This is a genomic window from Pseudonocardia sp. ICBG1293, assembly GCF_020131355.1.
In the GTDB taxonomy this organism is placed as follows: domain Bacteria; phylum Actinomycetota; class Actinomycetes; order Mycobacteriales; family Pseudonocardiaceae; genus Pseudonocardia.
The window spans coordinates 1-21,502 of sequence record NZ_JAHLEL010000059.1 but is presented as its reverse complement, the minus strand read 5'-3'; the positions used below and the strand labels follow the sequence as shown (position 1 = coordinate 21,502).

Below are 21,502 nucleotides of genomic sequence, written 5' to 3'. Positions count from 1 at the left end.
AGGGCCCGACCTGACGGCCGGGCCCTACGACGGAAGTACAACGGAGTCACCACTCCGCTCCTTCAGCCCCCCCACCATCATCTGAAGGAGCGAACACGCCTTGCTAGCGTGCGACAAGAATAGCTCGGACACTGACCACCGGGCAACGCCCCCTACCGGGGACGCCGACGGCCAGGACGTCTGTCCGATCCGCCCCACCCCTGTCGGTAGTCTTTGGCCGCTGCCGGGGATCGGCCCCGGGCAGCTCGCTATCGCGGCAGCGGCCCTGACCGCCGCCCACCTGCTCACCGACCGTGCAGCCCTCGCCGCTCCAGCAGTGGCGCAGATGTGTACGCACTGTGTGCGTCGTTCCGGGGTCGACCGGGACACAGTGCTCGCCTCGATCCTCTGCACCGTGTGCTGGTCGGCGATCACCGCTGACACGGCCACCCCGAGCGGTGGCGAGGACGTTGCCGCGGCGATCCGGGGGTTGCCGCGCACGGCCCGGCACTGGACCCACGCGCTGCGTGACTCCTCCTGGTTCCAGGGGCTGCGTAGCGATGTCCAGCGCCGTCTGCGCGCTCTGCTGACCGAGCTGGCCCGCCGGGCGGACTGGACCGATCACCTGACCCGGCCGACCTGGGCCCGGCTGCAGGAGACCACCGGATGGTCGAGAGCCTCGATCGCAGCCTGGATCGCCACGCTGAAAAAACTCGGCTGGCTCGTCCTCGTCGAACGCGGCACCACCCACCGCTACCGCAACCTACTCGAACGCCAGATCACCGCACAGACCAGCACCCACGCCGACCGCCGAGCCCAGACCGGGAACCGGGCCGCCGTATATCAACTCCGCCTCCCCGACCACGCCATCACCGAGTTGAACACCGCCGCCGCGCGCGACGTAGCCCGCCCGCTCACCGAGACCGTCGACATCCCCTCCGCAACCCCCTCAGGGGCCCCGCTCGAACCCCCCTCGGGATCGTTGCACGGCGAAAGTTGGACCCCAACGGGGTTTACTCTTACCGAAGGTAAGAGTTCCCCTCATACGCGCGCGAGAACGATCATCCACAATAAGCCACCGGCTGGACTCCGACCCTCAGCGCGGACCCCGCGGACCCCGCGGTCCGTGCGGCCTGTTCGGCCGTCGCCGCCCCGGCAGGGCCGCCGCGAGGGGGACTGGTTCGATGAGCGGGTGCCCCTCACCCGCGGGGAAATGCTCGCCGCAGCACGTCAGCTGCGCGATGACCCGCTGCTGGCGCGGCTGTCGCCCCGCGCGATCCGGGCCGCGGTGAAGGCGTTCTGGCGAGCGGGGTGGACCAACAACGACCTGCGCCACGCCCTGGCCCACCAGCCCACTCTCAACGGGCCGTCCCGGCCCGTTGAGCGCTGCCCGGCCTCTCAGGTGCGCTGGCCGTCGGGGTGGCTGCGCCACCGCCTGGCCCCCTGGACCGGGCCTCGCGGGCCCCTGACCTCCCCGCACCTCGACGCCCGCCAGCGGGCCACTCTCGCCGCCCGGCACGGCCGCGCCGCCGCGCAGCGGCTGCCCTACGGCCACACCCAGCTCCCACCCACCGCTCTCCGGGTCGACGACCAACAGCCGGCCCTGGCTCGCACCACCCTGGCCTGTAACCAGGCCCGTGACCGACACGCGCTACTCACCGGGCTCGTCCCCGACCACGACACCGCCGGCGCCGCCACCCGGGAGAGCGCCCGCGCTCAGATCACCGCTCTGCTCCAGGCCCGGCGCTCCCGACGGGTCTCCTCTGCCGGGGCGTCATGCTGAACACCAGCTCGTGCTCCCACCCGGCGGCTGCCAAGTCCCACGAACGGTGCTGCCGCGTCGCTTCCGGTCCTCGCCCGCTAGCACGGGCTGCGGTCCGGGTCGACTTGCCCACGACCACCCCGGCGACCTGAACCCGCCAGAAATCCTCTCACCAGTCACGACAAGCCTGCCCGTCCCAGTCATGAACATCCCGTGGGGTCTGTCCGGGTCTGTCCAATGAACGGTGTGTGAGGCTCGGCGGTTTTCGAGCGTCCGGCGATTTGTGAGCTTCCCCCGGTTTGCCGGAGTGCGGGTTACCTGTCGGCGTCGCGCTGGGCGCGACGATAGTCGTCTTCGTACTCGTCGGGTGAGAGCCCTCCGAGGCGGGCCTGGATCCGGCGCGGGTTGTACCAGCCGTCGAGGTAGCGGATCAGCGCATGCTCGGCCTCGCAGCGGGTCGCGAAGCCCGTCCCGGGCCAGTAGAGCAGCTCGATCTTGAGCGTGGACCACAGGTTCTCGGCGAGGGCGTTGTCATAGCTGTCCCCTGTGGACCCTGTCGACGGGGCGACACCCGCGTCGACCAGGCGCTGAGTGAATCGCAGTGCCGTGTATTGGGCCCCCTTGTCGCTGTGAAAGATCAACTGACCGGGACGCAGGCTCCGGGAGCGCAGCGCGTGGTTGAGCGCGGTCAGCACCAGCACCGTCGTGGCTCGCGGGTCGGTGGCCCAGCCGACGACCCGGTTGGAGAACGCGTCCCGCACCGAGGCCAGCCACAACACGCCCTCACCGGTGACGATGCGAGTCAGGTCCGCCACCCACACCCGGTTGGGCGCGGTCGCGGTGAAGTCGCGTTCGAGCAGGTCCGGCGCCGGGCGGTGGGCCGGATTCTGCCGGGTCGAGCCGCCCTTCCAGCCGCGACGCAGGTGCGCGCCCTGAAGGCCGTGCTCGCGCATGATCCGAGCGACGCGCTTGCGCCCGACGTGCACGCCCTGGCGGCGCAGCTCCAGCCACACCCGCGGGGATCCGTAGGTGGTGGCGAACTCGCTCACCGAGCGGATCTTCACGATCTGCTCAAGCAGGACGGCGTCGTCGAGCTGCCGCTGAGAGGGGTTCGCGCGGCGGGCGCGCCAGTCGTAGTAGGTCGAGGCCGCGATGTTCAGGACCCGTAGTACGAGACCGGCGGGGAAATCATGGGCATCGACGAAGCTCATGATTTCCTCCGGGTCGGGCCGATCTCGCTGGCGAAATAGGCGCTCGCCGCGCGCAGGACCTCGTTGACCCGCCGCAGCTCAGCGTTCTCCCGCGCGAGCCGGCGGTTCTCGGCGAGCATGTCGGTCGACGGCCGATCATGGCGCTCGCCGGTGTCTGCCTCGGCCTGACGGACCCAGTTGCGCAGGGCCTCGTGATGCACCCCGAGCTGCTCGGCGAGCCCCCGGAACGTCGGGCGAGGGTCGGACTCCCGATACAGCCGAACCGCTCGTTCGCGCAGCTCATCGGGGTACTTTTTCGGTGCGGGCACCAGTGCCTTCCTTCCTGGCCCTCAAGATCGAACCAGTGTTCAGACACTCCGGCAAAGCGGGGGAACCTCAGCGGGATGCCCTGGTCATCGCAGGCCACGGACCGTTTCGTGCCCTGCTTGCCGCGGCCGACAGGGCTGCGGCCGGCCACCTCGCCTCCGCCTGGTGCCTTGGTGATCGATCCGTCGACCGCCAGATCGTCAAGATCCAGGCCGAGTATCTGGTCGTAACCGGCCAGCGCGGTGCGGAGCAGTTCCTCGCTGACTCCCGCGGTGGCCCAGTCATCGAGACGGCGGCGGATGGTGCGGTCCGAGCAACCCGGCGTGGCGATGCGTTCGTAGCCACTACCGTGCACCAGAGCGGCAACGACGTGGTCGAACACGACCCGATCAGAGATCCGGCGACGGTGACAGCCCCACGGATGGGCCGGGTCGAACTCGGGCCGGTCAGACCCGATCAGAGCGGCGAACTCGCCCCACAAGGGCTCGATCAGAGATGCTGGCAGCAGAGGCACGGACTCTCCACACGATCATCAGGACATCAGCAATCCCATGATCACTTGCAGGTCCGTGTCTCTACCAACACCGACACACGGCCACCTCTACTGCCGGACGCTCTTACCTCGGCTCTACCCGACCGACAAGACTTGCCGGGTGTCCCACGAGGCGATCTACCAGTGGATCTATGCCACCCCGGTGTCCATCCTGGCTCGCGAGCTGATCGCGTTACGGACCCGCCGGACCGCCCGACGTGGCGGCCGTAGGCCTCCACCTGCTCCCCGGATCATCGAACCGGCCTACATCGACGACCGGCCCACCGAAGCTGAGAGCCGGGCGGTGCCCGGGCACTGGGAGGGCGACCTGATCATCGGCAAAACAGGCAAGACCGCGGTGGCGACGCTGGTCGAGCGCACCTCGCGGTTCCTGGTCCTGGTCCCGCTGCACGGACGCGACTCCCACACCGTCAGCCGTGCCCTGATCACCGCGACCGCCGGGCTCCCCGAGGTGATGCGCCGGTCGTTGACCTGGAACTGCGGCACAGAGATGGCCGCCCACCACACCGTAACCAAGGGCTCGATGCCAGTCTACTCCGACCGGCCGCGTTCCCCCTGGCAGCGGGGCAGCAATGAGAACCTCAACCGCATCGTGCGCGAGTACCCCCCCAAAGGCGTGGAGATCCCCTCCGACCCCACCTATCTGGCCATGATCGCCAGCGACATCAACGACCGACCCCGTAAAATCTTCGACTGGAAGAAACCCTCCGAGGTATTCAGCGAACTCATCGAGGCAAATGCTTCCACCGCCTGAGCGCGCCCGGTGCTCACCCCCGGCCGGTCACCGTCGTCGATCTCGGCCTGGTTGACCCAGCCCTGCAGCGTTTCGGGGTTGATCCCAAGCTGGTCACCAACGCGCCGGCAGGCGCCCTTGGCCGAGCCGCCGGGCTCGGCCTTGATGTCGCGGACCATGCGGACCGCTCGTTCCCGTATCTCATCGGGGTACTTCTGTGGGGCAGCCATCGCTTCTCATCCTCGCTGGAGTTGCTGCCCTCCACCAAACCCGGCACGAGACAGTTGAACCAGTGCACCCAGGACGCGGTGGCGAGCTCGAGGTCCTCCACGGTGCGCAGCGGCCCGTCGCGGCGGACGCACTCGGACTTGTAGAGCCCGATCAGCGACTTGGCCATGGCGGCGTTGTCGTAGGAGTCGCCGACCGACCCGATCGAGGCCACCGCGCCGGCTTCGGCGAGCCGGTTGCCGTAGCGGATGGCTGTGCACTGGGACCCGGCATCGGAGTGGTGAATCAACCCGTCCAGACGTCCGTCGGTGGTCTGACCTGCGCGTTCACGGGTCCATAACGCCATCTCCAGGGCGTCGAGCGGGAGCTCGGTGGGCATCCTGGACGCGCAGCGCCACCCGACCACCCGGCGTGAGTACACATCGGACACGAATGCGGTGAACACCGTCCCCGACCACGTCGGCACATACGTCATGTCCACCACCCACAGCTGGTTCGGGCTCGCCGCGGTGAAGTCCCGATCGACCAGGTCCGGTGCCCGCCCGGCCTGGGCGTCGGGGCGGGTGGTGATCACCGGCTGCCCGCGGCGCACCCCGCGCAGCCCGAGACGGCGCATCAGCCGCTCCACCGTGCAGCGCGCCACCGGCCGACCTGTTCGACCGGTGACCCCGTCGCGGCGCAGTTGGTGCCACATCTTGCGGGCGCCGTAGACCCCACGGCCCTTGTCGCGGTCGAAGAACGCGGCCTCGATCGTCTCCGCCAACGTCGCGTCGCTCAGGGTCCGCCGCGACGGAGCCCGGTTCTTGTGCGCGTAGTAGCCCGACGGGGCGACCGCGATGCCCTGGGCGCGCAGGACAGCGCAGATCGGCTCGACCCCGAACCGGTGCTTGTGAGCGTCGATGTAGGCGACGATCAGCGGATACGGCGGTCGAGCTCCGCCGCCGCGAAAAACGCCGACGCGGTCTTGAGGATCTCGTTCGCCCGCCGCAGCTCGGCGTTCTCCTGCCGTAGCCGCTTGAGCTCGTCGGATTCCACCGTGGTCACACCTGGGGTGACGCCGTCATCGATGTCGGCCTGGCGACACCACCCCCGGAGGGCGTCGGGCAGGATCCCCAGCTGCGGACCGATCCTCTTGCACGCAGCGTTGACCGACAGCCCCGGATCCTCCTGACGCGCCTGGCGGACCATCCGCTTCGCGCGCTCACGCATCTCGTTGCTGAACTTCCTCGGTGCCGGCACGATCTCCACCCTTCCGTGGGATCAGAGCCTCCACCACTCCCGGGGCGCTTCAGGAGGTCAGCGCGAACCTGCGGGTCAAGGAAGTCAAGATCAGCGACACCGAGCGGTTCGTGGTCTGCCACAACCCCGACGCCGCCGACCGGGACGCCGCGGTCCGCGCGAACCTCGTCGAGCGGCTCGAAACGATGATCGAGACCTCCGATCGGTTGTCGCCGACGAAGCGGGCCGAGCTGCGCGGGGTGATCTCCACCAAGCCTGGGCTGAACCGGTTCCTGCGCGTCACACCGGGCGGGCTGCTCCGCGTCGACGCCGCAAGGATCACCGCGGACGCGAAGCTGGACGGGAAGTACCTGCTGCGCACCTGCGATCCGCACCTGCCGACTGAGGACATCGCGCTGGGCTACAAGCAGCTGCTGGAGGTCGAGCGCGGCTGGCGGGACATGAAGCAGGTCCTGGACCTGCGGCCGGTCTATCACCGACTCGAGGACCGCATCCGCGCGCACGTCGTGCCCTGCTGGCTCGCACTGCTCCTGGCCCGCGTCGTCGAGACCCAGGCCGGCGCCCCCGACCAGGCCACGACCTGGCCCCGCGCCCGCGACCAGTTACAGCGCCTGCACGTCGGCATCTTCACCGGCCCGGCCGGGCTGTTCCGCCAGACCACCCCACCCAGCGCCGAGGTCCGGCGGCTGCACCAGGTCCTCGACATCGCCCTGCCGCCGCGGATCCTCGACCTCGACACCGAGCCGTCCACAACGCCCTGACCAGGGACAACACCGCCGCCTAGTGACACGACATGTCACCAGGCCGACACCCGTCTCCCCAGCTCAGACTCCCTATCCGGGCACTTTCATCGGACAGCAGCTGCGGAACCCAGGTCTGCCCACGAACTGCGGAACCCGGGCAGAACGCCCGCACGCACCGGTGGGGCGGCCCCCGGGGAGTCGAGGCCGCCCCACCGGGCGAGGCAACGCAGCACTGGTCAGCCGAGGGGGATGACTCCCAGCGCGATCGCCGTTGCCATCATCACCAGCGAGCACACCGCAGCCCGCCAGATGACCTTCTTATGGTGATCAGCCAGGTCGACCTTGGCCAACGACACCAACAACAGCATCGCCGGAACCAGCGGGCTGGTCATGTGCACCGGCTGCCCGATGAGCGCCGCCCGGGCCATCTCCACCGGTGTGATGCCGTAGTGCCCGGCCGCCTCGGACAGGATTGGCAGGATCCCGAAGTAGAACGCGTCGTTGGTGAGGAAGAACGTCAACGGCATGCTCAGCACGCTGACGATCACCGCGAACCAGGACCCAACCTCCGGCGGCACCGTCGCGACGATCCCGTTCGCCATCGCCGTGACCATCCCGGTACCCGACAGCACTCCAACCAACACCGACGCGGCGAACACCATCGCCACCACTGCCACGATCGAACTCGCGTGCGCAGTGACCGCAGTGACTTGATCAGCAGGACGGGGGAAGTTCACCACCAGCGCGATCGCCGCCGCAGCGACGAACACCAGCGACAACGGCAACGCGTCCAACCCCAGCACCATCAGCAGCGCCACGGTCAAAGCCAGGTTGAACCAGATCAACTTCGGACGCAGCGTCGGCCGGTTCGGATCCAACACCCCACCCACAGCGATGAACCCATCCCCAGGACCGGTTCTCACCCCACCAGTACCGTCCCCCCCAGCCACGACGGCCCCACCGCCCGTGACATCTGCACCGGCCGCGGCGGTTGCACCGAGCGGGAGCTGCCCGTCAGAACCGGCCCCCCCGATACCGCCGGTGCCGGGTTCTGTCGGCGCGAGCTGCGCCGCGCCGACCTTCTCAGGGACCTGCTCAGGAACGCAGTCACCGCCACGGTCGGGGTCGAACTCGGCGGCGACGACCGGCAACGACCGACCCGCCGCGGCAAGCCTCTTCCGCTCCGACCGGCCGAGGAGCCAGGCTAGGACCAGCACCGTGACCATTCCCAGCGCCATACTCGGGACCATCGGGTTGAACAGCTCCGAAGGCGACACGTTCAACGCTGTCGCCGCCCGAGCGGTCGGCCCACCCCAGGGCAGAATGTTGAGCACCCCGTTAGCCAGATTCGCGACCACGGTCAACACCACCGGGCTCAAACCCAGGCGCAGATAGATCGGTAGCAACGCCGAGACCGTGATGATGAACGTGGTCGACCCGTCCCCGTCGAGCGAGACCACCCCGGCCAGGACCGCGGTCAGCACGACCAGGCGGACCGGGTCGTTGCTCACCGCGCGCAGCACGAACCGGATCAACGGATCGAACAACCCGACATCGATCATCGTCCCGAAGAAGATGATCGCGAAGAACAACAACACCGCGGTCGGCGCGAAGTCCTTCATCGCCGCCGTGATCGACTTGACGACCCCGTCCTCGCTCGGCTCCGCGATCCCCGTACCGACCGCGACTAGAGCGAAGCTCAACGGCACCAACACCAGCGCCAAAGTCGGCGCAAGCCGCTTCGACAAGATCAAATACATGAAGACCGCGATCATCGCGGACCCCAGAGCGATAAGCATGCAGGCCCTCACCAAGGTCGACCGATTCGCGGACAGTAACCAGCCACCCAGCCCTGTCCGCAACATATGATCACGAAGAAACTAACGGTCACGCTGCGCACTAAACCCGCTGGGTCGCCTCCCTGGAGGGTTTGTCCCAGGAACGGTGTTTTCGGCCCGACGCGCCGGGCGGGGGTCCGGCGGGATGGGCACTGTGAGTGATGACATCGGACCGTGTGAGTCCAGGTGAGTACGAGTCCGGGCCGGGGCGTGAGCTGACGGCCGAACAGGCCGCTGCGGCAGCGATGGTGACCGACGCGCGCGCCCGGGGGTTGGCGTTGACCGGCCCGGACGGGCTGTTGAAGCTGTTCACCAAGAACGTGCTGGAAGCAGCGTTGAACGAGGAGATTGAGGTGTTCTCAGTAGCGCGGTGATCATGTTGTGCGGTCGTGTTCGATGTGGAGTAGCACGAGCGCGGCGGCGGTGATAGCGCCGATCCGCCAGGGACACAGCGTGATCCGCCGTAGCGCTGCGAAGGTGGTTTTGAGCAGGGCGTTTCCTCGTGCAGGTAGCGGTAGGCGGTTGCGGTGCTGATCGTGTTGTCGGCCGCCAGGCGCGCCACACGGCTCGCATCGAGGAACCACCGCAGGACCAGGACCGCCTGGGCGACGGGGGCCAGAGCACGGCGACCGGTTCGGGTGCCACAGCGGGCACGTTCACCGGCCAGAAGCCGAGCCAGGGAGCCCACGGTGGGCTCCCTGAGGTTCCCCCGCTTTGCCGGAGTGTCTGAACACTGGTTCGATCTTGAGGGCCAGGAAGGAAGGCACTGGTGCCCGCACCGAAAAAGTACCCCGATGAGCTGCGCGAACGAGCGGTTCGGCTGTATCGGGAGTCCGACCCTCGCCCGACGTTCCGGGGGCTCGCCGAGCAGCTCGGGGTGCATCACGAGGCCCTGCGCAACTGGGTCCGTCAGGCCGAGGCAGACACCGGCGAGCGCCATGATCGGCCGTCGACCGACATGCTCGCCGAGAACCGCCGGCTCGCGCGGGAGAACGCTGAGCTGCGGCGGGTCAACGAGGTCCTGCGCGCGGCGAGCGCCTATTTCGCCAGCGAGATCGGCCCGACCCGGAGGAAATCATGAGCTTCGTCGATGCCCATGATTTCCCCGCCGGTCTCGTACTACGGGTCCTGAACATCGCGGCCCCGACCTACTACGACTGGCGCGCCCGCCGCGCGAACCCCTCTCAGCGGCAGCTCGACGACGCCGTCCTGCTTGAGCAGATCGTGAAGATCCGCTCGGTGAGCGAGTTCGCCACCACCTACGGATCCCCGCGGGTGTGGCTGGAGCTGCGCCGCCAGGGCGTGCACGTCGGGCGCAAGCGCGTCGCTCGGATCATGCGCGAGCACGGCCTTCAGGGCGCGCACCTGCGTCGCGGCTGGAAGGGCGGCTCGACCCGGCAGAATCCGGCCCACCGCCCGGCGCCGGACCTGCTCGAACGCGACTTCACCGCGACCGCGCCCAACCGGGTGTGGGTGGCGGACCTGACTCGCATCGTCACCGGTGAGGGCGTGTTGTGGCTGGCCTCGGTGCGGGACGCGTTCTCCAACCGGGTCGTCGGCTGGGCCACCGACCCGCGAGCCACGACGGTGCTGGTGCTGACCGCGCTCAACCACGCGCTGCGCTCCCGGAGCCTGCGTCCCGGTCAGTTGATCTTTCACAGCGACAAGGGGGCCCAATACACGGCACTGCGATTCACTCAGCGCCTGGTCGACGCGGGTGTCGCCCCGTCGACAGGGTCCACAGGGGACAGCTATGACAACGCCCTCGCCGAGAACCTGTGGTCCACGCTCAAGATCGAGCTGCTCTACTGGCCCGGGACGGGCTTCGCGACCCGCTGCGAGGCCGAGCATGCGCTGATCCGCTACCTCGACGGCTGGTACAACCCGCGCCGGATCCAGGCCCGCCTCGGAGGGCTCTCACCCGACGAGTACGAAGACGACTATCGTCGCGCCCAGCGCGACGCCGACAGGTAACCCGCACTCCGGCAAACCGGGGGAAGCTCACCCTGATCGGGAGCACACCGGTGAGCTTGGCCCCTGGTACCGGACACCTGTCCTGAGGCGGACGCCGTCCGCCGGGAAGGATGTCGTTCGTGCCCGCTCCTCACCCGCCGGAGTTCCGGCAACGCGCTATCGACCTGGCCCGTTCGAAGGTCAAGCCGATCTCGGAAATCGCCAAGGACCTGTCGTTGTCGGAGTCGTGTCTGCGGAACTGGGTCTCCCAGGCCGACGCAGACGACGGTGACCCGCGCTCCACACGTCTGTCGAGCGCGGAGAAAAGTGAGATCGTCGAACTCCGAAAGAAGGCCCGCCGGATCGAGATCGAGAACGAGATCCTCAAGCGTGCTGCCGCGTACTTCGCCCGGGAGAACATCCTCCCAAAGTAGTTTTCCCGCTGGTCCGTGAACTCGCCGACGATGGATTCGACGTCGCGGTGACCTGCCGGGTCCTTGGCGTCCGCCGCCAGGGCTACTACGAATGGCACTCCGGGGCGACATCGCTACGGACGCAGGAGAACGAACTGCTCCTCAAACACATCGAGAAAATCCACGCAGAGTCCCGGGGCACCTACGGATGGCCACGTGTGCACGCCGAGCTCACCCTCGGACTCGGTATCACGGTGAACCACAAACGCGTCGCTCGGCTGATGCGCCAGGCCGGGATCCAGGGCCTCTACCGGCGACGCAACCACGGCTGCACCGTCCGGGACCAGCACGCCGACCCCTACACCGACCTGGTCGACCGCGACTTCACCGTCGACGGACCGGATGAGATCTGGTGCACCGACATCACCGAACACCCCACCCGAGAAGGGAAAGTCTACTGCGCGGCAGTCATCGATGTATTCTCCCGGAAAGCAGTCGGATGGTCCATCGCCGACAACATGCGCACCGAACTCGTCATCGACGCCCTCGGCATGGCCATACTCCGCCGACGCCCGCAATACCACGCCACGATCCTACATTCCAACCACGGCACCCAATTCACATCATGGGCATTCGGTCGACGTCTGGTCGCCGCTGGAATCGTCCCATCGATGGGCTCGATCGGAGATTGCTACGATAACTCTCTGGTCGAATCATTCTGGGGTACCATGCAACTCGAACTGCTCGATTCCAGAACCTGGAAAACCCGCGCAGAGCTTGCCACCGCCATCTTCGAATGGATAGAATGCTGGTACAATCCGTTACGGCGCCATTCCAGTATTGGGATGCTCTCCCCGAACGACTTCGAAGCAGCCCACACCCCGCCCAACCACACCCACTGACCCCACACCGTCGGGGTCCGGACTACGGGGCCAAGCTCAAGAGTCCATGCAAGCCACGACTGCGAGCTTCTTCTCCGGGACAGCCCAGTCGTTGGGTGCCGCCGCAGCCGGTGTGTTACCAGGGCCAGAAGATTCGACCGTGACAAGCATCCATACCCTGCCCGCCGAGGGCGATCACGAACAACACGATGACAATCGGCCTCGCTCTGGTATCGACCGTGTCGACTGGGCTGCCTATCTGATGCTAACGGGGGTTCCGAGGAGAACAGATGACAATCAGGTCATCTGCTGTCGGCAGGCAGGTGATGAATTCATGCCGCACGAGTCCGAGGGTCGGCCCAGGTCAGAACCTTCCCGTGTGGCCGCCGACCCGCAACGTTCGGTACGGACTCGGCCGCGATGGCGGGGCCGTCGAGACAGCCGAGGTCGTAATAGCCGTCCCCGGCGCCGCGGGGTCCGGCTGCGGTGGCGCTGGTCCAGTGAGTTCAGTCAGCATCCTGGAGGGTGAGATCGTGAACGACAGGGCGGGCAGGGCATCCGCGCCGGGGTCGTGACACCGTGACCGTCGTGGCCCGCGGCCACAGAACACCACCACCAGCGCCACCAGTAGCAGTGGTGGCGTGCTGGTCGGGGTCCGGGCTGCCGACGATGGTGTGCACACCCGCCGCGGTCGGCCGTAGGTGATAACGGCCGTCGTCATCGGTATCGCGACGCGCCACACACCGGCCCTGATCATCAAGCAAGGTCACCACCGCCGGCACCCCCAATCCGTCCGGCCCCACCACCCGACCGCACACCGCCGACCCCACCGCAGCCGCCGGCACTGGCGCACCGCCGTGGCCGGCATCGGCGGGTGATCCATGCTCGGATCCGCGTTCGATGTTCTCCGCGAGCCGGGTCAGATCCCGGAACTGGGGACCCCCAGCAAGTAGCCCACCGTGATTGACCCGAACAACCCGAGCCATCAACCCCACCGCGACCGCCACCAGTACCACCGGCAGAACGTAAGCCGCACCAGGCACCAGCCGCTGCACCACAGCAGCCCCACCGGCCGCACACACGAACGCCGCGATCCGCAACACCGAATTACTGTCCCAACTGGGCCTGTGCAGCTCGACCATAGCCGATACCAAATTCGTCACCGTACCGGTCAGAAAATTTGTCGGTGTCCCCGCTGGGCCCACATACCTGAGCCCGGCAGCTTGAATTCCCATCGCCGCCGCACCACCGGTCACCAACACCACCGCCCGCACCGTATTGTATTCCGGACTCACGAAACCGTAAAATCCGATACCGACCGTCACCAACACCACCAGCTCGACAACCAGAACGGTGGCGACCGCAGTCCGCCACGGCAACCGATGCATCACCAGACCAGCAACGATCGTGCCCACCATCAACCCGACGACATACCCAGCGACCGCGCACAACGCCTCAACAGACGACAACCAACGCCCGAGCCCGAGCCCGAGCCCGAGCACAGCCAGATTCCCCGTCATCGTACTGGCGAAAACCTCATTGAACACGAAAAACGTCACCGCATCCAACGCACCCGCAGCACCTGCCAACACCACCGTCACCGCACCCAACAACCGCGGAACAACCTCCGGATGATCAAAACCAGTCACATCCGACAACTGTGGCGCATACCACCGCTATCTCGGAACACGCGCCTATAAATTTCTCGTGAATACGAGCCCAAGATACAGAGTGTCACCGATCTACTGACACTCGTGAACGCCAGACGAGCACCATTCACTCGACCGGGGACTGTCTGAATAACGGTGGGTGGGGTCCGGCCTGATCCGGAAGGAGACGGCCGTGGCTGACACGACCGAGTTGTTGGACGACGCGATGATCGATCCCGTGACGGGAGAGATCATTGATCAGAAGGACCTCGCCGAGCGCCTGCTGACGCAGGCGAAGAAGCAGGGCGTGAGCCTCGTCGGCCCGGGTGGGCTGCTGAACCAGCTCACGAAGAACGTCCTGGAGACGGCGCTGAGCGCCGAGCTGACCGAGCACCTCGGTCACGAGCATGGTGAGACCCCGCTGGGGGCGAACATGCGTAACGGCAGCCGGACGAAGACGGTGCTCACCGAGATCGGCCCCGTGCAGATCGAGGTCCCCCGGGACCGGGACGGGTCGTTCGAGCCGGTGATCGTCCCCAAGCGCAAGCGCCGCCTGGACGGCATCGACCAGATCGTGCTGTCGCTGACCGCGCGTGGACTGACGACCGGGGAGATCGTCGCGCACTTCGACGAGGTCTACGGGGCGAAGGTCTCCAGGGACACGGTCAGCCGAATCACCGAGAAGGTCACCAGCGAGCTCGCCGAATGGGCGAGCAGGCCGCTGGATGTGCTCTACCCGGTGATCTTCGTCGACGCGATCGTGGTGAAAGTCCGGGACGGGCAGGTCCGCAACACCCCGTTCTACGTCGTCATGGGCGTCACGACGAACGGAGAACGCGACATCCTCGGCATCTGGGCCGGCGACGGCCAGGAAGGCGCGAGGTTCTGGCTGCAAGTGTTCACCGAGCTGAAGAACCGCGGCGGCGAGGACGTGCTCATCGCCGTCTGTGACGGCCTCAAGGGTCTCCCGGAGGCGATCAACACCACCTGGGAGCAGACAGTCGTGCAGCAGTGCATCGTCCATCTGATCCGCAACAGCTTCCGTTACGCCGGACGGCAGCACCGCGACGCGCTCGTCCGTTCGCTCAAGCCCGTCTACTCGGCCCCGTCCGAGCAGGCGGCGAAGGACCGGTTCGAAGAGTTCGCCGCCGAGTGGGGACAGCGGTATCCGGCGATCGTCCAGCTCTGGCGCAGCTCCTGGGCGGAGTTCGTGCCGTTCCTGGAGTACGACGTCGAGATCCGGCGAGTGATCTGCACGACCAACGCGATCGAGTCCATCAACGCGAGGTATCGCAGAGCCGTTCGAGCGCGTGGACACTCGAGCGCGTGGACACTTCCCCAACGAGGCCGCGGCGCTGAAGTGCCTCTACCTCGTGACCCGCTCGCTTGACCCCACCGGCGGAGGCCGGGCACGCTGGATGATGAGGTGGAAGCCCGCGCTGAACGCGTTCGCGATCACCTTCGCCGCACGATTCGAGAGAACCACTCACTGAAGAGCGTCCGGCAGTAGAGGTGGCCGTGTGTCGGTGTTGGTAGAGACACGGACCTGCAAGTGATCATGGGATTGCTGATGTCCTGATGGTCGCCTGGAGGGTCCGTGCCTCTATTGCCAGAATCGCTGATCGACCCCCTCTGGGTCGAGTTCGCTGCCCTGATCGAGGCAGAGCGGCGCCCGGAGTTCGACCCGGCCCATCCGTGGGGCTGTCACCGTCGCCGGATCTCTGATCGGGTCGTGTTCGACCACGTCGTTGCCGCTCTGGTGCACGGTAGTGGCTACGAACGCATCGCCACGCCGGGTTGCTCGGACCGCACCATCCGCCGCCGTCTCGATGACTGGGCCACCGCGGGAGTCAGCGAGGAACTGCTCCGCACCGCGCTGGCCGGTTACGACCAGATACTCGGCCTGGATCTTGACGATCTGGCGGTCGACGGATCGATCACCAAGGCACCAGGCGGAGGCGAGGTGGCCGGCCGCAGCCCTGTCGGCCGCGGCAAGCAGGGCACGAAACGGTCCGTGGCCTGCGATGACCAGGGCATCCCGCTGCACCTGGTCGCGGCGCGAGCCAACGACCATGACTCGCCCCTGCTGGAACCGACCTTGACCGGCATCGTGACGATGATCGGCCCGCTGCCCCGCCACCGCGACGCCCACGGTGGTGATCTGTTCCCGACCGTGCACCTGGACCGCGGCTATGACTCCGGCAAGACCCGTACTCTGCTGCACACCCTGGGCTTCACCGGCGAGATCGCGACCACGGGGGTCCCGGCTCCGATCCAGGCAGGACGACGGTGGCCCATCGAGCGCACGCACTCCTGGATGAACGGCTACGGCAAGCTGCGCCGGTTCACCGATCGCCGGAAGATCATCGTCGAGTTCTACCTCGACCTCGCCGCCGCGCTCACCGTGATCCGCCGGCTGATCAACCGTGCCCGCAGCCGCTACCGCTGGACAACCCGACCCACGACCCGTCGACTCCGATAACCATCAATCGCCGGACGCTCTAAGAGGTCGTTTCAGAACGACTTGTCGAGTTTCCATTGACCCCTCGACGACAGATCAAACGGCAGGTCAGATAGCCGCTTGTCGTCTACAACAGACACGTCGACCTCGTTCTGAAATGACCTCTAAGAGGTCGTTTCAGAAGTCGGCGTGTCGGTCCTGTGTGGATCGGCGCTGGTAGCTGATCATGTCCGGTCGTGGCGCGGCGATCTTGTGTCGAGCGATTGGTGAGCGACGAGCTGTGGGCGCTGGTGGAGCCGCTGCTGCCCAAGCCGCGCAAGCACAAGCGGGGACGGACAGGCCGTCCGCGGGTGCCGGATCGGGCCGCTCTGGCCGGGATCGTGTTCGTGCTCAAGACCGGGATCAGCTGGAACGCGCTGCCCGCCGAGCTCGGCTGTGGGTCCGGAGTGACCTGCTGGCGGCGGCTACGGCAGTGGCAGCAGGCCGGGGTCTGGGCCCAGCTGCACCGGGTGATGCTCGACCGCCTCGCCCAGCAGGGCCTGCTGGACTGGTCGCGGGCGGCGGTGGACAGCGTGAGCGTGCGGGCCAAGCGCCGCGGCGAGGCCACCGGGCCCTCGCCGACCGATCGCGGGAAGGCGGGCAGCAAGTACCACGTGCTCTGCGACCGAGGCGGGCTCCCGCTGCATGCGCTGGTCACCGGGGCGAACACCCACGACAGTCGGATGCTCGCCCCGCTGCTGGACACCAACCCCGGCGTCCGCGAACGGGCGGGACAGCCGGGGCGTCCGCGACGTCGGCCGGACAAGGTGCACGCCGACAAGGGCTACGACTATCCCCGCTGCCGCCGCTACCTGAGTGGGCGTGGGATCGGGGTGCGGATCGCCCGGCGCGGGATCGAGGACTCCACCCGGCTCGGGCGGGTCCGCTGGGTCGTCGAGCGCACCATGTCCTGGCTGCTGGACTTCCGCCGCCTCGCGCTGCGCTACGACCGCGCCGAATCCACGATCACCGCGCTGTTATCGCTGGCCTGCGCCCTGATCTGCCACCGCCGCCTCACCAAGCCGAAGCCGAAGTGATGGTCGACCCAGCCCTCGCTGAGGCACTCGCCTACGAGGTCGGGGCCAGCGGCCGCCAGGCCAGCCACTCCAAGGCCCGGTCGGCCTCGTCAGGGTCGAAGCGGTGCGGGTCGAACGGCCCGCCCGCCCACTCCAGGCGCTCGGCGCGGTCGGGATGGTCAGGGTCGGCGAGCACGGCCTGGAAGTCCTCATACCCCCGATCCCGCCGACGTCCTCGGGCGGGCACGCCCCCTGCCCGGCGACGCATCGCGGATAGCACACTCCCGGCTCGACGGCCGCGACCGCCTCGACGGTGATCTCGTGGGCCCAGTTGTCACCGAAGTCGTAGACGTAACCGAACCGGTCACCAGCCTTGACCAGCCGAAACAGCTTCTCTTTCGTCTCGTCGGCGACATCCTGTCCGGGCCAGTCCGGGTCTGGGATCCCGTAGCGGCGCCCGACGATCTCGAACTCGTGCAGATGAGAGTTCGTCCAGCCCATCACTGACTGCACCACCTCGTGCAACACCGCCAAGTCGACCTCGCCCGGCACCTGCACCCGACGCCGGACCGCCGGCACCACCTCGGTCAGGACGATCTCCAACTCGAAAATCTTCGTCTTCTCAGACACACGAGGCGCGACCATCAGCCGATGCTGCCAGCCCCGCCGTCACCGGCAGAACCGGGCCCACCACTTCTGAAACGACGTCTAAGCGACCCGCGATCGAGGCCGGGGACCAGCCGATCTTCAACAACCCGGTCACCACCGCCTGTAATCGCGGTGACCGGTCCACCGCGAACCTCTTCGGTCGGGCCCGCGCTGCGCGCGCGGCTTCCTCGGCCGGACCTGCCCGGTAGTCCTCCCGACCGCCGTGGCGGGCGACCTCACGAGAGATCACCGACCGATCCCGACCCAGCACCTCAGCGATATCACACAACCGCCAGCCTGCGGCCAACCCCCGCGAGATCTTCTCCCGATCAGTCAAAGTGAGCACTTCCCGCACGTCATGATCCTGTTCTCCACCGAACAACAAGATCAAGTGCTACGACCGCCTGAGCGCGCCACTATCAGAGTCGGATGCAAATACCCAGCGCCATCACTCCGAATCGCCTCGCCGCACCGCTCCTGGTCACAGCGCCCCACCAACGGGCCTGTGCAGTGAACAAGCACTCCGAGCCGGCGGGGGAACCTCACCAGCGTTCGGCCAACGACACGACATTGTCCGGAACCCAAAGCCCCGGACAACAAAGCAGCGGGTCGCCCGACCAGCAGCACCGGCCAGCAGATCGCCCTGCCGCTCGGGGTTCACAGAACGGCCTCCACGATGGAGTACGGGGTCGAGGTCCCGACGACGCGCTCGACGGTAAACCCGGCCCCGTCGAGCAAGTCCCGATAGTGCTGTTCCGTGCGTTCCTGACCAGGAAGAAGCCCGAGCATGGTCAGGTCAAAGATGCCGGCCAACCCAGAGTCGGTGGCATCAGAGGGCAGCAGAGCCTCGATGACCAGCAGCCGGGCACCCGACCGGGCAGCGCGCGCGATCGTGGTCAGGATGCGATGACTCTCTTCATCACTCCAGTCATGAAGCACATGAGCCAACACATAGACATCCGCAGCAGGGACAGCAACGAAGAAATCCCCGCCGACAACCTCGACACGATCAACCAGGCCGGCCGCGGTCAACACCGGAGTGGCGGCAGGAGTTGTGGTCGGGAGATCGAACAGGATCCCCCGCCGAGAACGATCGCCCCGGTCACGGGTGAGCAGCTCGACCAACAGGCTGCCATCAGCACCACCGAGATCAGCAACCACACGCCCGGGCGGGAGCCGATACCCCTCGAACATGCCCGCCCGCAGACCTCGGGTGATATCAGCCATGGCCTGGCTGAACAGCTGCGCCCGGTCAGGATCCCGGTGAAGCCACTCCCAAAACGGCGCACCGAGATACCGCTCCCCACCAGGGGTATCGGTCCGCACGCTGTGACCGAGCTCGGAGAACGGCAGATAATTGATCTGCATCCACATCCGCACCAGCCGGGCCTGCGAAGCCGGATGAGTCTCCGACAACAACGCCCCCGCCTCGGTAACCCCGAACCGACCGGCCTCATCGAGAGTGAGCACCCCCACCGGAACCAACGCCCGCAACAGACGAGCCAACCGATCCGGCCGAGTACCCGTCCGCTCCGCAAGATCACCCACCGTGGTGGGGCCTTCCTGCTCCAAGCAGGTGGCAACCCCGGTATCGACGACCACGAACAGCGCCTGAGAGATCTGGAACCCCGTCGACAACTGCACGATCAGCATGCCCGGCGACACCATCGACATATCACAGCGTGACGACATACCCCGCCACTGTCCTCACCCCAGCGCAACATCACCAGCCGACATTCGAAGGACACCCCGCCGCCGAATGCTCCAGTGAAGCTGCACCCGGTTGGCCCACGAGCACCTACCAGGCAGACCAACCGCTACAGGCTGTCGACGGCACGGTGAACTGACCCCTCGCCACCCCGCCCGCCGTCAGCGACCCCGAGCCAGCCGACCGTCGCCCTCGGCACGCTATGGGCTGCAGACCCAACGGCCTGGACCCATCCCAACAAGTCAGAGACACCCCCTGGTCAGGTTCGGCGTAGCATGCCGGGGGTGTCCGATAGGTCTGATCCGATGGGCCCCGATGACATCCTGGTCATCGCCGCCCAGGAGTTCACCCTCCGCGGCAAGGACCTCTACCAGGCCTCGTATGCGTTGATGAGCTACTTCTCCGGCCACTGCCGCCGCGGAACGATCGCCGACGGCTACGCCGGACCCGCACAGCTCCCACCCGCCGATGCTCCCTACGACCCCGGCGACACCGGCGGCAACATCCTCGCGGTGCGGGTCGAGGTCATCGCCGACACCCTCGACCGCGGCACCACCACCGCGATCGAGGTCATGCACCGCGGCTTCGACACCCTCGGACGGGCGCTGCCCGACCAGTACACCGCCGATGAGATTCAACTGTTGACGATCGCCATCGGCGGTGACGCACTCACCGTGTCCCACCTGGACCGCGATACCGCCTACCGCCGCGCGGGCAGCACCGAGCCGTGAACCCCCATCGACGGGCGTAGTCGTTTCGTGGCTGCCGGACGGCTGTTCGGTGCCGGTCTCATGAACACCCCGATTGTCACCCGTTCGGGTAGTAGCGTGCGGTGTGTCCGAAAGATTTCGCACGTGAAGGAGAGACGCTCGTGGTGAAAAAGACCGGACTCCTCACCGCCACCACTCTGGCTGGGCTGTTGCTGGCCGCCCCGGCCGCGTTCGCCGACACCGATGATCACCGCGGCAAGCCCGGCGGGGGCTCTGGTGGTTCTGGTGGGTCGGGGGATGTGGTGCAGGTCAACGAGATCGACCAGAACCGGGAATCGGCGCAGTCCGGGCTGGTCAACGTCGGCGACGTCAACGCCCTCAACAACGCCAATGTGCTGTCGTGCAGCCTCAACAACGCTGATATCGCCGCCGGGGTCCTCGGCGCCGCGAGCAACGGGACTGACGCACCCAGCAGCTCCGAGTGCTCACCCGGATCGATCGCCCAGAACAACACCAACAACTGACTCTCGACGCCCCTGCAGGGGCGCGCACCGCACCAGGCCGGCGCAGCGATCACGGTGACGACGGTGGCGGCCTGACCAGGCCCGGTGTCGCTTTCCCATAGCAGCCGGCACACGCCGCCCGCAGGGCGGCGGGACACTTCCGGCGAGGGCCGGGGACGACCCGCTCCAAGAGTGAGCCTTTGCCAACCTGGTCAGGTGTTGGCGATCATGAGGGTCTGAACTGCGGGCCCGGTTCGAGCTCAGCAACTCCCCGACCACCGCGTCCACCGCCTCCCGGATCTCCGCCGGCGGGGCGAGTCGATCGAGAACCATCCTGATCCGCCGCGCCAAGGTCGTCCGATCGGCTGGATGGATGAGCGCTGTCGGTGTCGGTTGCAGCTGTGGGTCCACCCGGTACCACGCCCACGGCCCCGCGTACGTCTGACCGCCGGGATTCTTTTTCTTCTTCTCGTAGCCCAGCGTAGAACGTGCACGGTCCAGATCTGCTTCATCGGTCTGCCGCTCTCGTGCTGGTCGGCTCGGTCGGCGTGTGCTGATGGGGAGTTCGGAGAGGGGGGTGCCGAGCGCGACGGCGTAGGGGCGTTCCTCGATTCACCGATCCGGCCTCCGCCGCCCAGCCGGGCTGGCCCGCCCCACGGGACGGCCGGGGCAACCACGGCACGGAACCCGGCTCCATCGGTGGTCTGGCCGATGACGCCGAGCGCGGCGTTCACGCGAGCGGTCTGCGCGCTCCGGGTGTCCGCGGTGAGCAGCGCTGACAGCGCTCACGCCCTGGCCGGGCCCAGCCTCGCCACACCCGATGTCGTTCCAGGAACGACGCGATACTGCGCCCTGACGTGAGTTGGTGGCACGGACACGAATAGATCGTGAACTGCGCCGCCCCCCTCACTACGCCATCATCAATTTAG

At 67.3% G+C, this 21,502-nt stretch carries 19 protein-coding genes, 6 pseudogenes and 1 other annotated feature; of the genes and pseudogenes, 13 read left to right on the top strand and 12 right to left on the bottom strand.

The window, feature by feature from the left end; genetic code table 11:
* Positions 1 to 325: 325 nt before the first annotated feature.
* Positions 326 to 1,762 (top strand): hypothetical protein, encoded by a 1,437-nt coding sequence (locus KPF47_RS33895; RefSeq protein ID WP_224388543.1) that lies wholly within the window; start codon positions 326 to 328, stop codon positions 1,760 to 1,762.
* 293 nt (positions 1,763 to 2,055) lie between these two features.
* Here the strand turns inward: KPF47_RS33895 and KPF47_RS33890 are convergent, their stop codons facing one another.
* From KPF47_RS33890 to KPF47_RS33880, 3 genes and pseudogenes are all read right to left on the bottom strand, one after another.
* A complete protein-coding gene (locus KPF47_RS33890; RefSeq protein WP_224388541.1) occupies positions 2,056 to 2,952 on the bottom strand; it encodes an IS3 family transposase in 897 nt (298 codons plus the stop codon).
* Complete coding sequence (locus KPF47_RS33885) at positions 2,949 to 3,260, bottom strand: transposase (protein ID WP_224388530.1); 312 nt, start codon at positions 3,258 to 3,260, stop codon at positions 2,949 to 2,951. The genes KPF47_RS33890 and KPF47_RS33885 overlap by 4 nt, the downstream gene beginning before the upstream one ends.
* Before the next feature lie 35 nt (positions 3,261 to 3,295).
* A pseudogene (locus KPF47_RS33880) lies at positions 3,296 to 3,772 on the bottom strand (IS5/IS1182 family transposase); the annotation flags it as partial.
* Between the two features lie 37 nt (positions 3,773 to 3,809).
* On the opposite strand from KPF47_RS33880, the gene KPF47_RS33875 reads away from it, so the two are divergent.
* The gene (locus KPF47_RS33875) at positions 3,810 to 4,565 is read left to right on the top strand and encodes an IS30 family transposase (RefSeq protein WP_224388539.1); all 756 of its coding nucleotides are present in this window, start codon (positions 3,810 to 3,812) and stop codon (positions 4,563 to 4,565) included.
* Here KPF47_RS33875 and KPF47_RS41185 read toward each other — a convergent pair.
* The 3 genes and pseudogenes from KPF47_RS41185 to KPF47_RS33860 all read right to left on the bottom strand — a co-directional run bounded on the left by KPF47_RS41185 (position 4,451) and on the right by KPF47_RS33860 (position 6,020).
* Positions 4,451 to 4,723, bottom strand: coding sequence for a hypothetical protein (locus KPF47_RS41185; RefSeq protein WP_374108824.1), 273 nt, complete (start codon positions 4,721 to 4,723; stop codon positions 4,451 to 4,453). The two genes, KPF47_RS33875 and KPF47_RS41185, sit on opposite strands and share 115 nt — an antisense overlap.
* A gap of 116 nt (positions 4,724 to 4,839) precedes the next feature.
* Positions 4,840 to 5,673, bottom strand: a pseudogene (locus KPF47_RS33865) (IS3 family transposase); the annotation flags it as partial.
* Positions 5,596 to 5,727 (bottom strand) — a sequence feature (AL1L pseudoknot). (Overlaps the previous pseudogene by 78 nt.)
* Positions 5,685 to 6,020: a transposase gene (locus KPF47_RS33860; protein WP_224388535.1), complete on the bottom strand. Its 336-nt coding sequence runs from the start codon at positions 6,018 to 6,020 to the stop codon at positions 5,685 to 5,687. Its footprint overlaps the feature before it by 43 nt.
* Before the next feature lie 101 nt (positions 6,021 to 6,121).
* Between KPF47_RS33860 and KPF47_RS33855 the strand changes: the two genes are divergently transcribed.
* A complete protein-coding gene (locus tag KPF47_RS33855) occupies positions 6,122 to 6,772 on the top strand; it encodes a hypothetical protein (protein ID WP_224388533.1) in 651 nt (216 codons plus the stop codon).
* A gap of 218 nt (positions 6,773 to 6,990) precedes the next feature.
* Here the strand turns inward: KPF47_RS33855 and KPF47_RS33850 are convergent, their stop codons facing one another.
* Entirely contained in the window at positions 6,991 to 8,553 is a 1,563-nt protein-coding gene (locus KPF47_RS33850; RefSeq protein ID WP_374108823.1) for a CitMHS family transporter, read from the bottom strand.
* A 200-nt stretch (positions 8,554 to 8,753) separates the two neighbouring features.
* On the opposite strand from KPF47_RS33850, the pseudogene KPF47_RS33845 reads away from it, so the two are divergent.
* Positions 8,754 to 8,942: pseudogene (locus KPF47_RS33845) on the top strand (IS256 family transposase); the annotation flags it as partial.
* A gap of 24 nt (positions 8,943 to 8,966) precedes the next feature.
* On the opposite strand, the pseudogene KPF47_RS33840 reads toward KPF47_RS33845, so the two are convergent.
* A pseudogene (locus KPF47_RS33840) lies at positions 8,967 to 9,095 on the bottom strand (IS5/IS1182 family transposase); the annotation flags it as partial.
* Between the two features lie 266 nt (positions 9,096 to 9,361).
* On the opposite strand from KPF47_RS33840, the gene KPF47_RS33830 reads away from it, so the two are divergent.
* From KPF47_RS33830 to KPF47_RS33815, 4 genes are all read left to right on the top strand, one after another.
* On the top strand, positions 9,362 to 9,673 hold the full coding sequence (locus KPF47_RS33830) for a transposase (protein WP_224388530.1): 312 nt from the start codon (positions 9,362 to 9,364) through the stop codon (positions 9,671 to 9,673).
* Positions 9,670 to 10,566 carry an IS3 family transposase gene (locus KPF47_RS33825; RefSeq protein ID WP_224388528.1) on the top strand — a complete coding sequence of 299 codons (897 nt, stop codon included), beginning with the start codon at positions 9,670 to 9,672 and terminating at the stop codon, positions 10,564 to 10,566. The genes KPF47_RS33830 and KPF47_RS33825 overlap by 4 nt, the downstream gene beginning before the upstream one ends.
* Positions 10,567 to 10,685: 119 nt before the next feature.
* Complete coding sequence (locus tag KPF47_RS33820) at positions 10,686 to 10,979, top strand: transposase (protein WP_224388526.1); 294 nt, start codon at positions 10,686 to 10,688, stop codon at positions 10,977 to 10,979.
* A 47-nt stretch (positions 10,980 to 11,026) separates the two neighbouring features.
* Positions 11,027 to 11,860 carry an IS3 family transposase gene (locus KPF47_RS33815; RefSeq protein ID WP_308015423.1) on the top strand — a complete coding sequence of 278 codons (834 nt, stop codon included), beginning with the start codon at positions 11,027 to 11,029 and terminating at the stop codon, positions 11,858 to 11,860.
* A gap of 485 nt (positions 11,861 to 12,345) precedes the next feature.
* Here KPF47_RS33815 and KPF47_RS33810 read toward each other — a convergent pair whose 3' ends face one another.
* On the bottom strand, positions 12,346 to 13,440 hold the full coding sequence (locus KPF47_RS33810) for a DUF1275 family protein (RefSeq protein WP_224392774.1): 1,095 nt from the start codon (positions 13,438 to 13,440) through the stop codon (positions 12,346 to 12,348).
* A gap of 274 nt (positions 13,441 to 13,714) precedes the next feature.
* Between KPF47_RS33810 and KPF47_RS33805 the strand changes: the two are divergent.
* From KPF47_RS33805 to KPF47_RS33795, 3 genes and pseudogenes are all read left to right on the top strand, one after another.
* Positions 13,715 to 14,981 (top strand): annotated as a pseudogene (locus tag KPF47_RS33805) (IS256 family transposase).
* A gap of 104 nt (positions 14,982 to 15,085) precedes the next feature.
* Positions 15,086 to 15,970: an IS5 family transposase gene (locus KPF47_RS33800; RefSeq protein WP_224388607.1), complete on the top strand. Its 885-nt coding sequence runs from the start codon at positions 15,086 to 15,088 to the stop codon at positions 15,968 to 15,970.
* 215 nt (positions 15,971 to 16,185) lie between these two features.
* Entirely contained in the window at positions 16,186 to 17,025 is an 840-nt protein-coding gene (locus KPF47_RS33795) for an IS5 family transposase (RefSeq protein WP_224386569.1), read from the top strand.
* 31 nt (positions 17,026 to 17,056) lie between these two features.
* On the opposite strand, the pseudogene KPF47_RS33790 reads toward KPF47_RS33795, so the two are convergent.
* The 3 genes and pseudogenes from KPF47_RS33790 to KPF47_RS33780 all read right to left on the bottom strand — a co-directional run bounded on the left by KPF47_RS33790 (position 17,057) and on the right by KPF47_RS33780 (position 19,305).
* Positions 17,057 to 17,649 (bottom strand): annotated as a pseudogene (locus KPF47_RS33790) (plasmid pRiA4b ORF-3 family protein).
* Positions 17,627 to 18,043: a helix-turn-helix domain-containing protein gene (locus KPF47_RS33785; RefSeq protein WP_224388609.1), complete on the bottom strand. Its 417-nt coding sequence runs from the start codon at positions 18,041 to 18,043 to the stop codon at positions 17,627 to 17,629. The pseudogene KPF47_RS33790 and the gene KPF47_RS33785 overlap by 23 nt, the downstream one beginning before the upstream one ends.
* 266 nt (positions 18,044 to 18,309) lie before the next feature.
* Positions 18,310 to 19,305 carry an acetylserotonin O-methyltransferase gene (locus KPF47_RS33780; protein ID WP_224388612.1) on the bottom strand — a complete coding sequence of 332 codons (996 nt, stop codon included), beginning with the start codon at positions 19,303 to 19,305 and terminating at the stop codon, positions 18,310 to 18,312.
* Between the two features lie 360 nt (positions 19,306 to 19,665).
* On the opposite strand from KPF47_RS33780, the gene KPF47_RS33775 reads away from it, so the two are divergent.
* Positions 19,666 to 20,091: a hypothetical protein gene (locus KPF47_RS33775; protein WP_224388614.1), complete on the top strand. Its 426-nt coding sequence runs from the start codon at positions 19,666 to 19,668 to the stop codon at positions 20,089 to 20,091.
* A gap of 143 nt (positions 20,092 to 20,234) precedes the next feature.
* Complete coding sequence (locus KPF47_RS33770; RefSeq protein WP_224388616.1) at positions 20,235 to 20,594, top strand: hypothetical protein; 360 nt, start codon at positions 20,235 to 20,237, stop codon at positions 20,592 to 20,594.
* The last annotated feature ends 908 nt before the right edge of the window (positions 20,595 to 21,502 follow it).

Coding starts and splice junctions, on each gene's coding strand:
- KPF47_RS33895 (WP_224388543.1), top strand. CDS start 326: ATGTGTACGCACTGTGTGCGTCGTTCCGGGGTCGACCGGGACACAGTG.
- KPF47_RS33890 (WP_224388541.1), bottom strand. CDS start 2,952: ATGAGCTTCGTCGATGCCCATGATTTCCCCGCCGGTCTCGTACTACGG.
- KPF47_RS33875 (WP_224388539.1), top strand. CDS start 3,810: ATGATCACTTGCAGGTCCGTGTCTCTACCAACACCGACACACGGCCAC.
- KPF47_RS41185 (WP_374108824.1), bottom strand. CDS start 4,723: ATGGTCCGCGACATCAAGGCCGAGCCCGGCGGCTCGGCCAAGGGCGCC.
- KPF47_RS33850 (WP_374108823.1), bottom strand. CDS start 8,553: ATGCTTATCGCTCTGGGGTCCGCGATGATCGCGGTCTTCATGTATTTG.
- KPF47_RS33825 (WP_224388528.1), top strand. CDS start 9,670: ATGAGCTTCGTCGATGCCCATGATTTCCCCGCCGGTCTCGTACTACGG.
- KPF47_RS33780 (WP_224388612.1), bottom strand. CDS start 19,305: ATGCTGATCGTGCAGTTGTCGACGGGGTTCCAGATCTCTCAGGCGCTG.
- KPF47_RS33775 (WP_224388614.1), top strand. CDS start 19,666: ATGGGCCCCGATGACATCCTGGTCATCGCCGCCCAGGAGTTCACCCTC.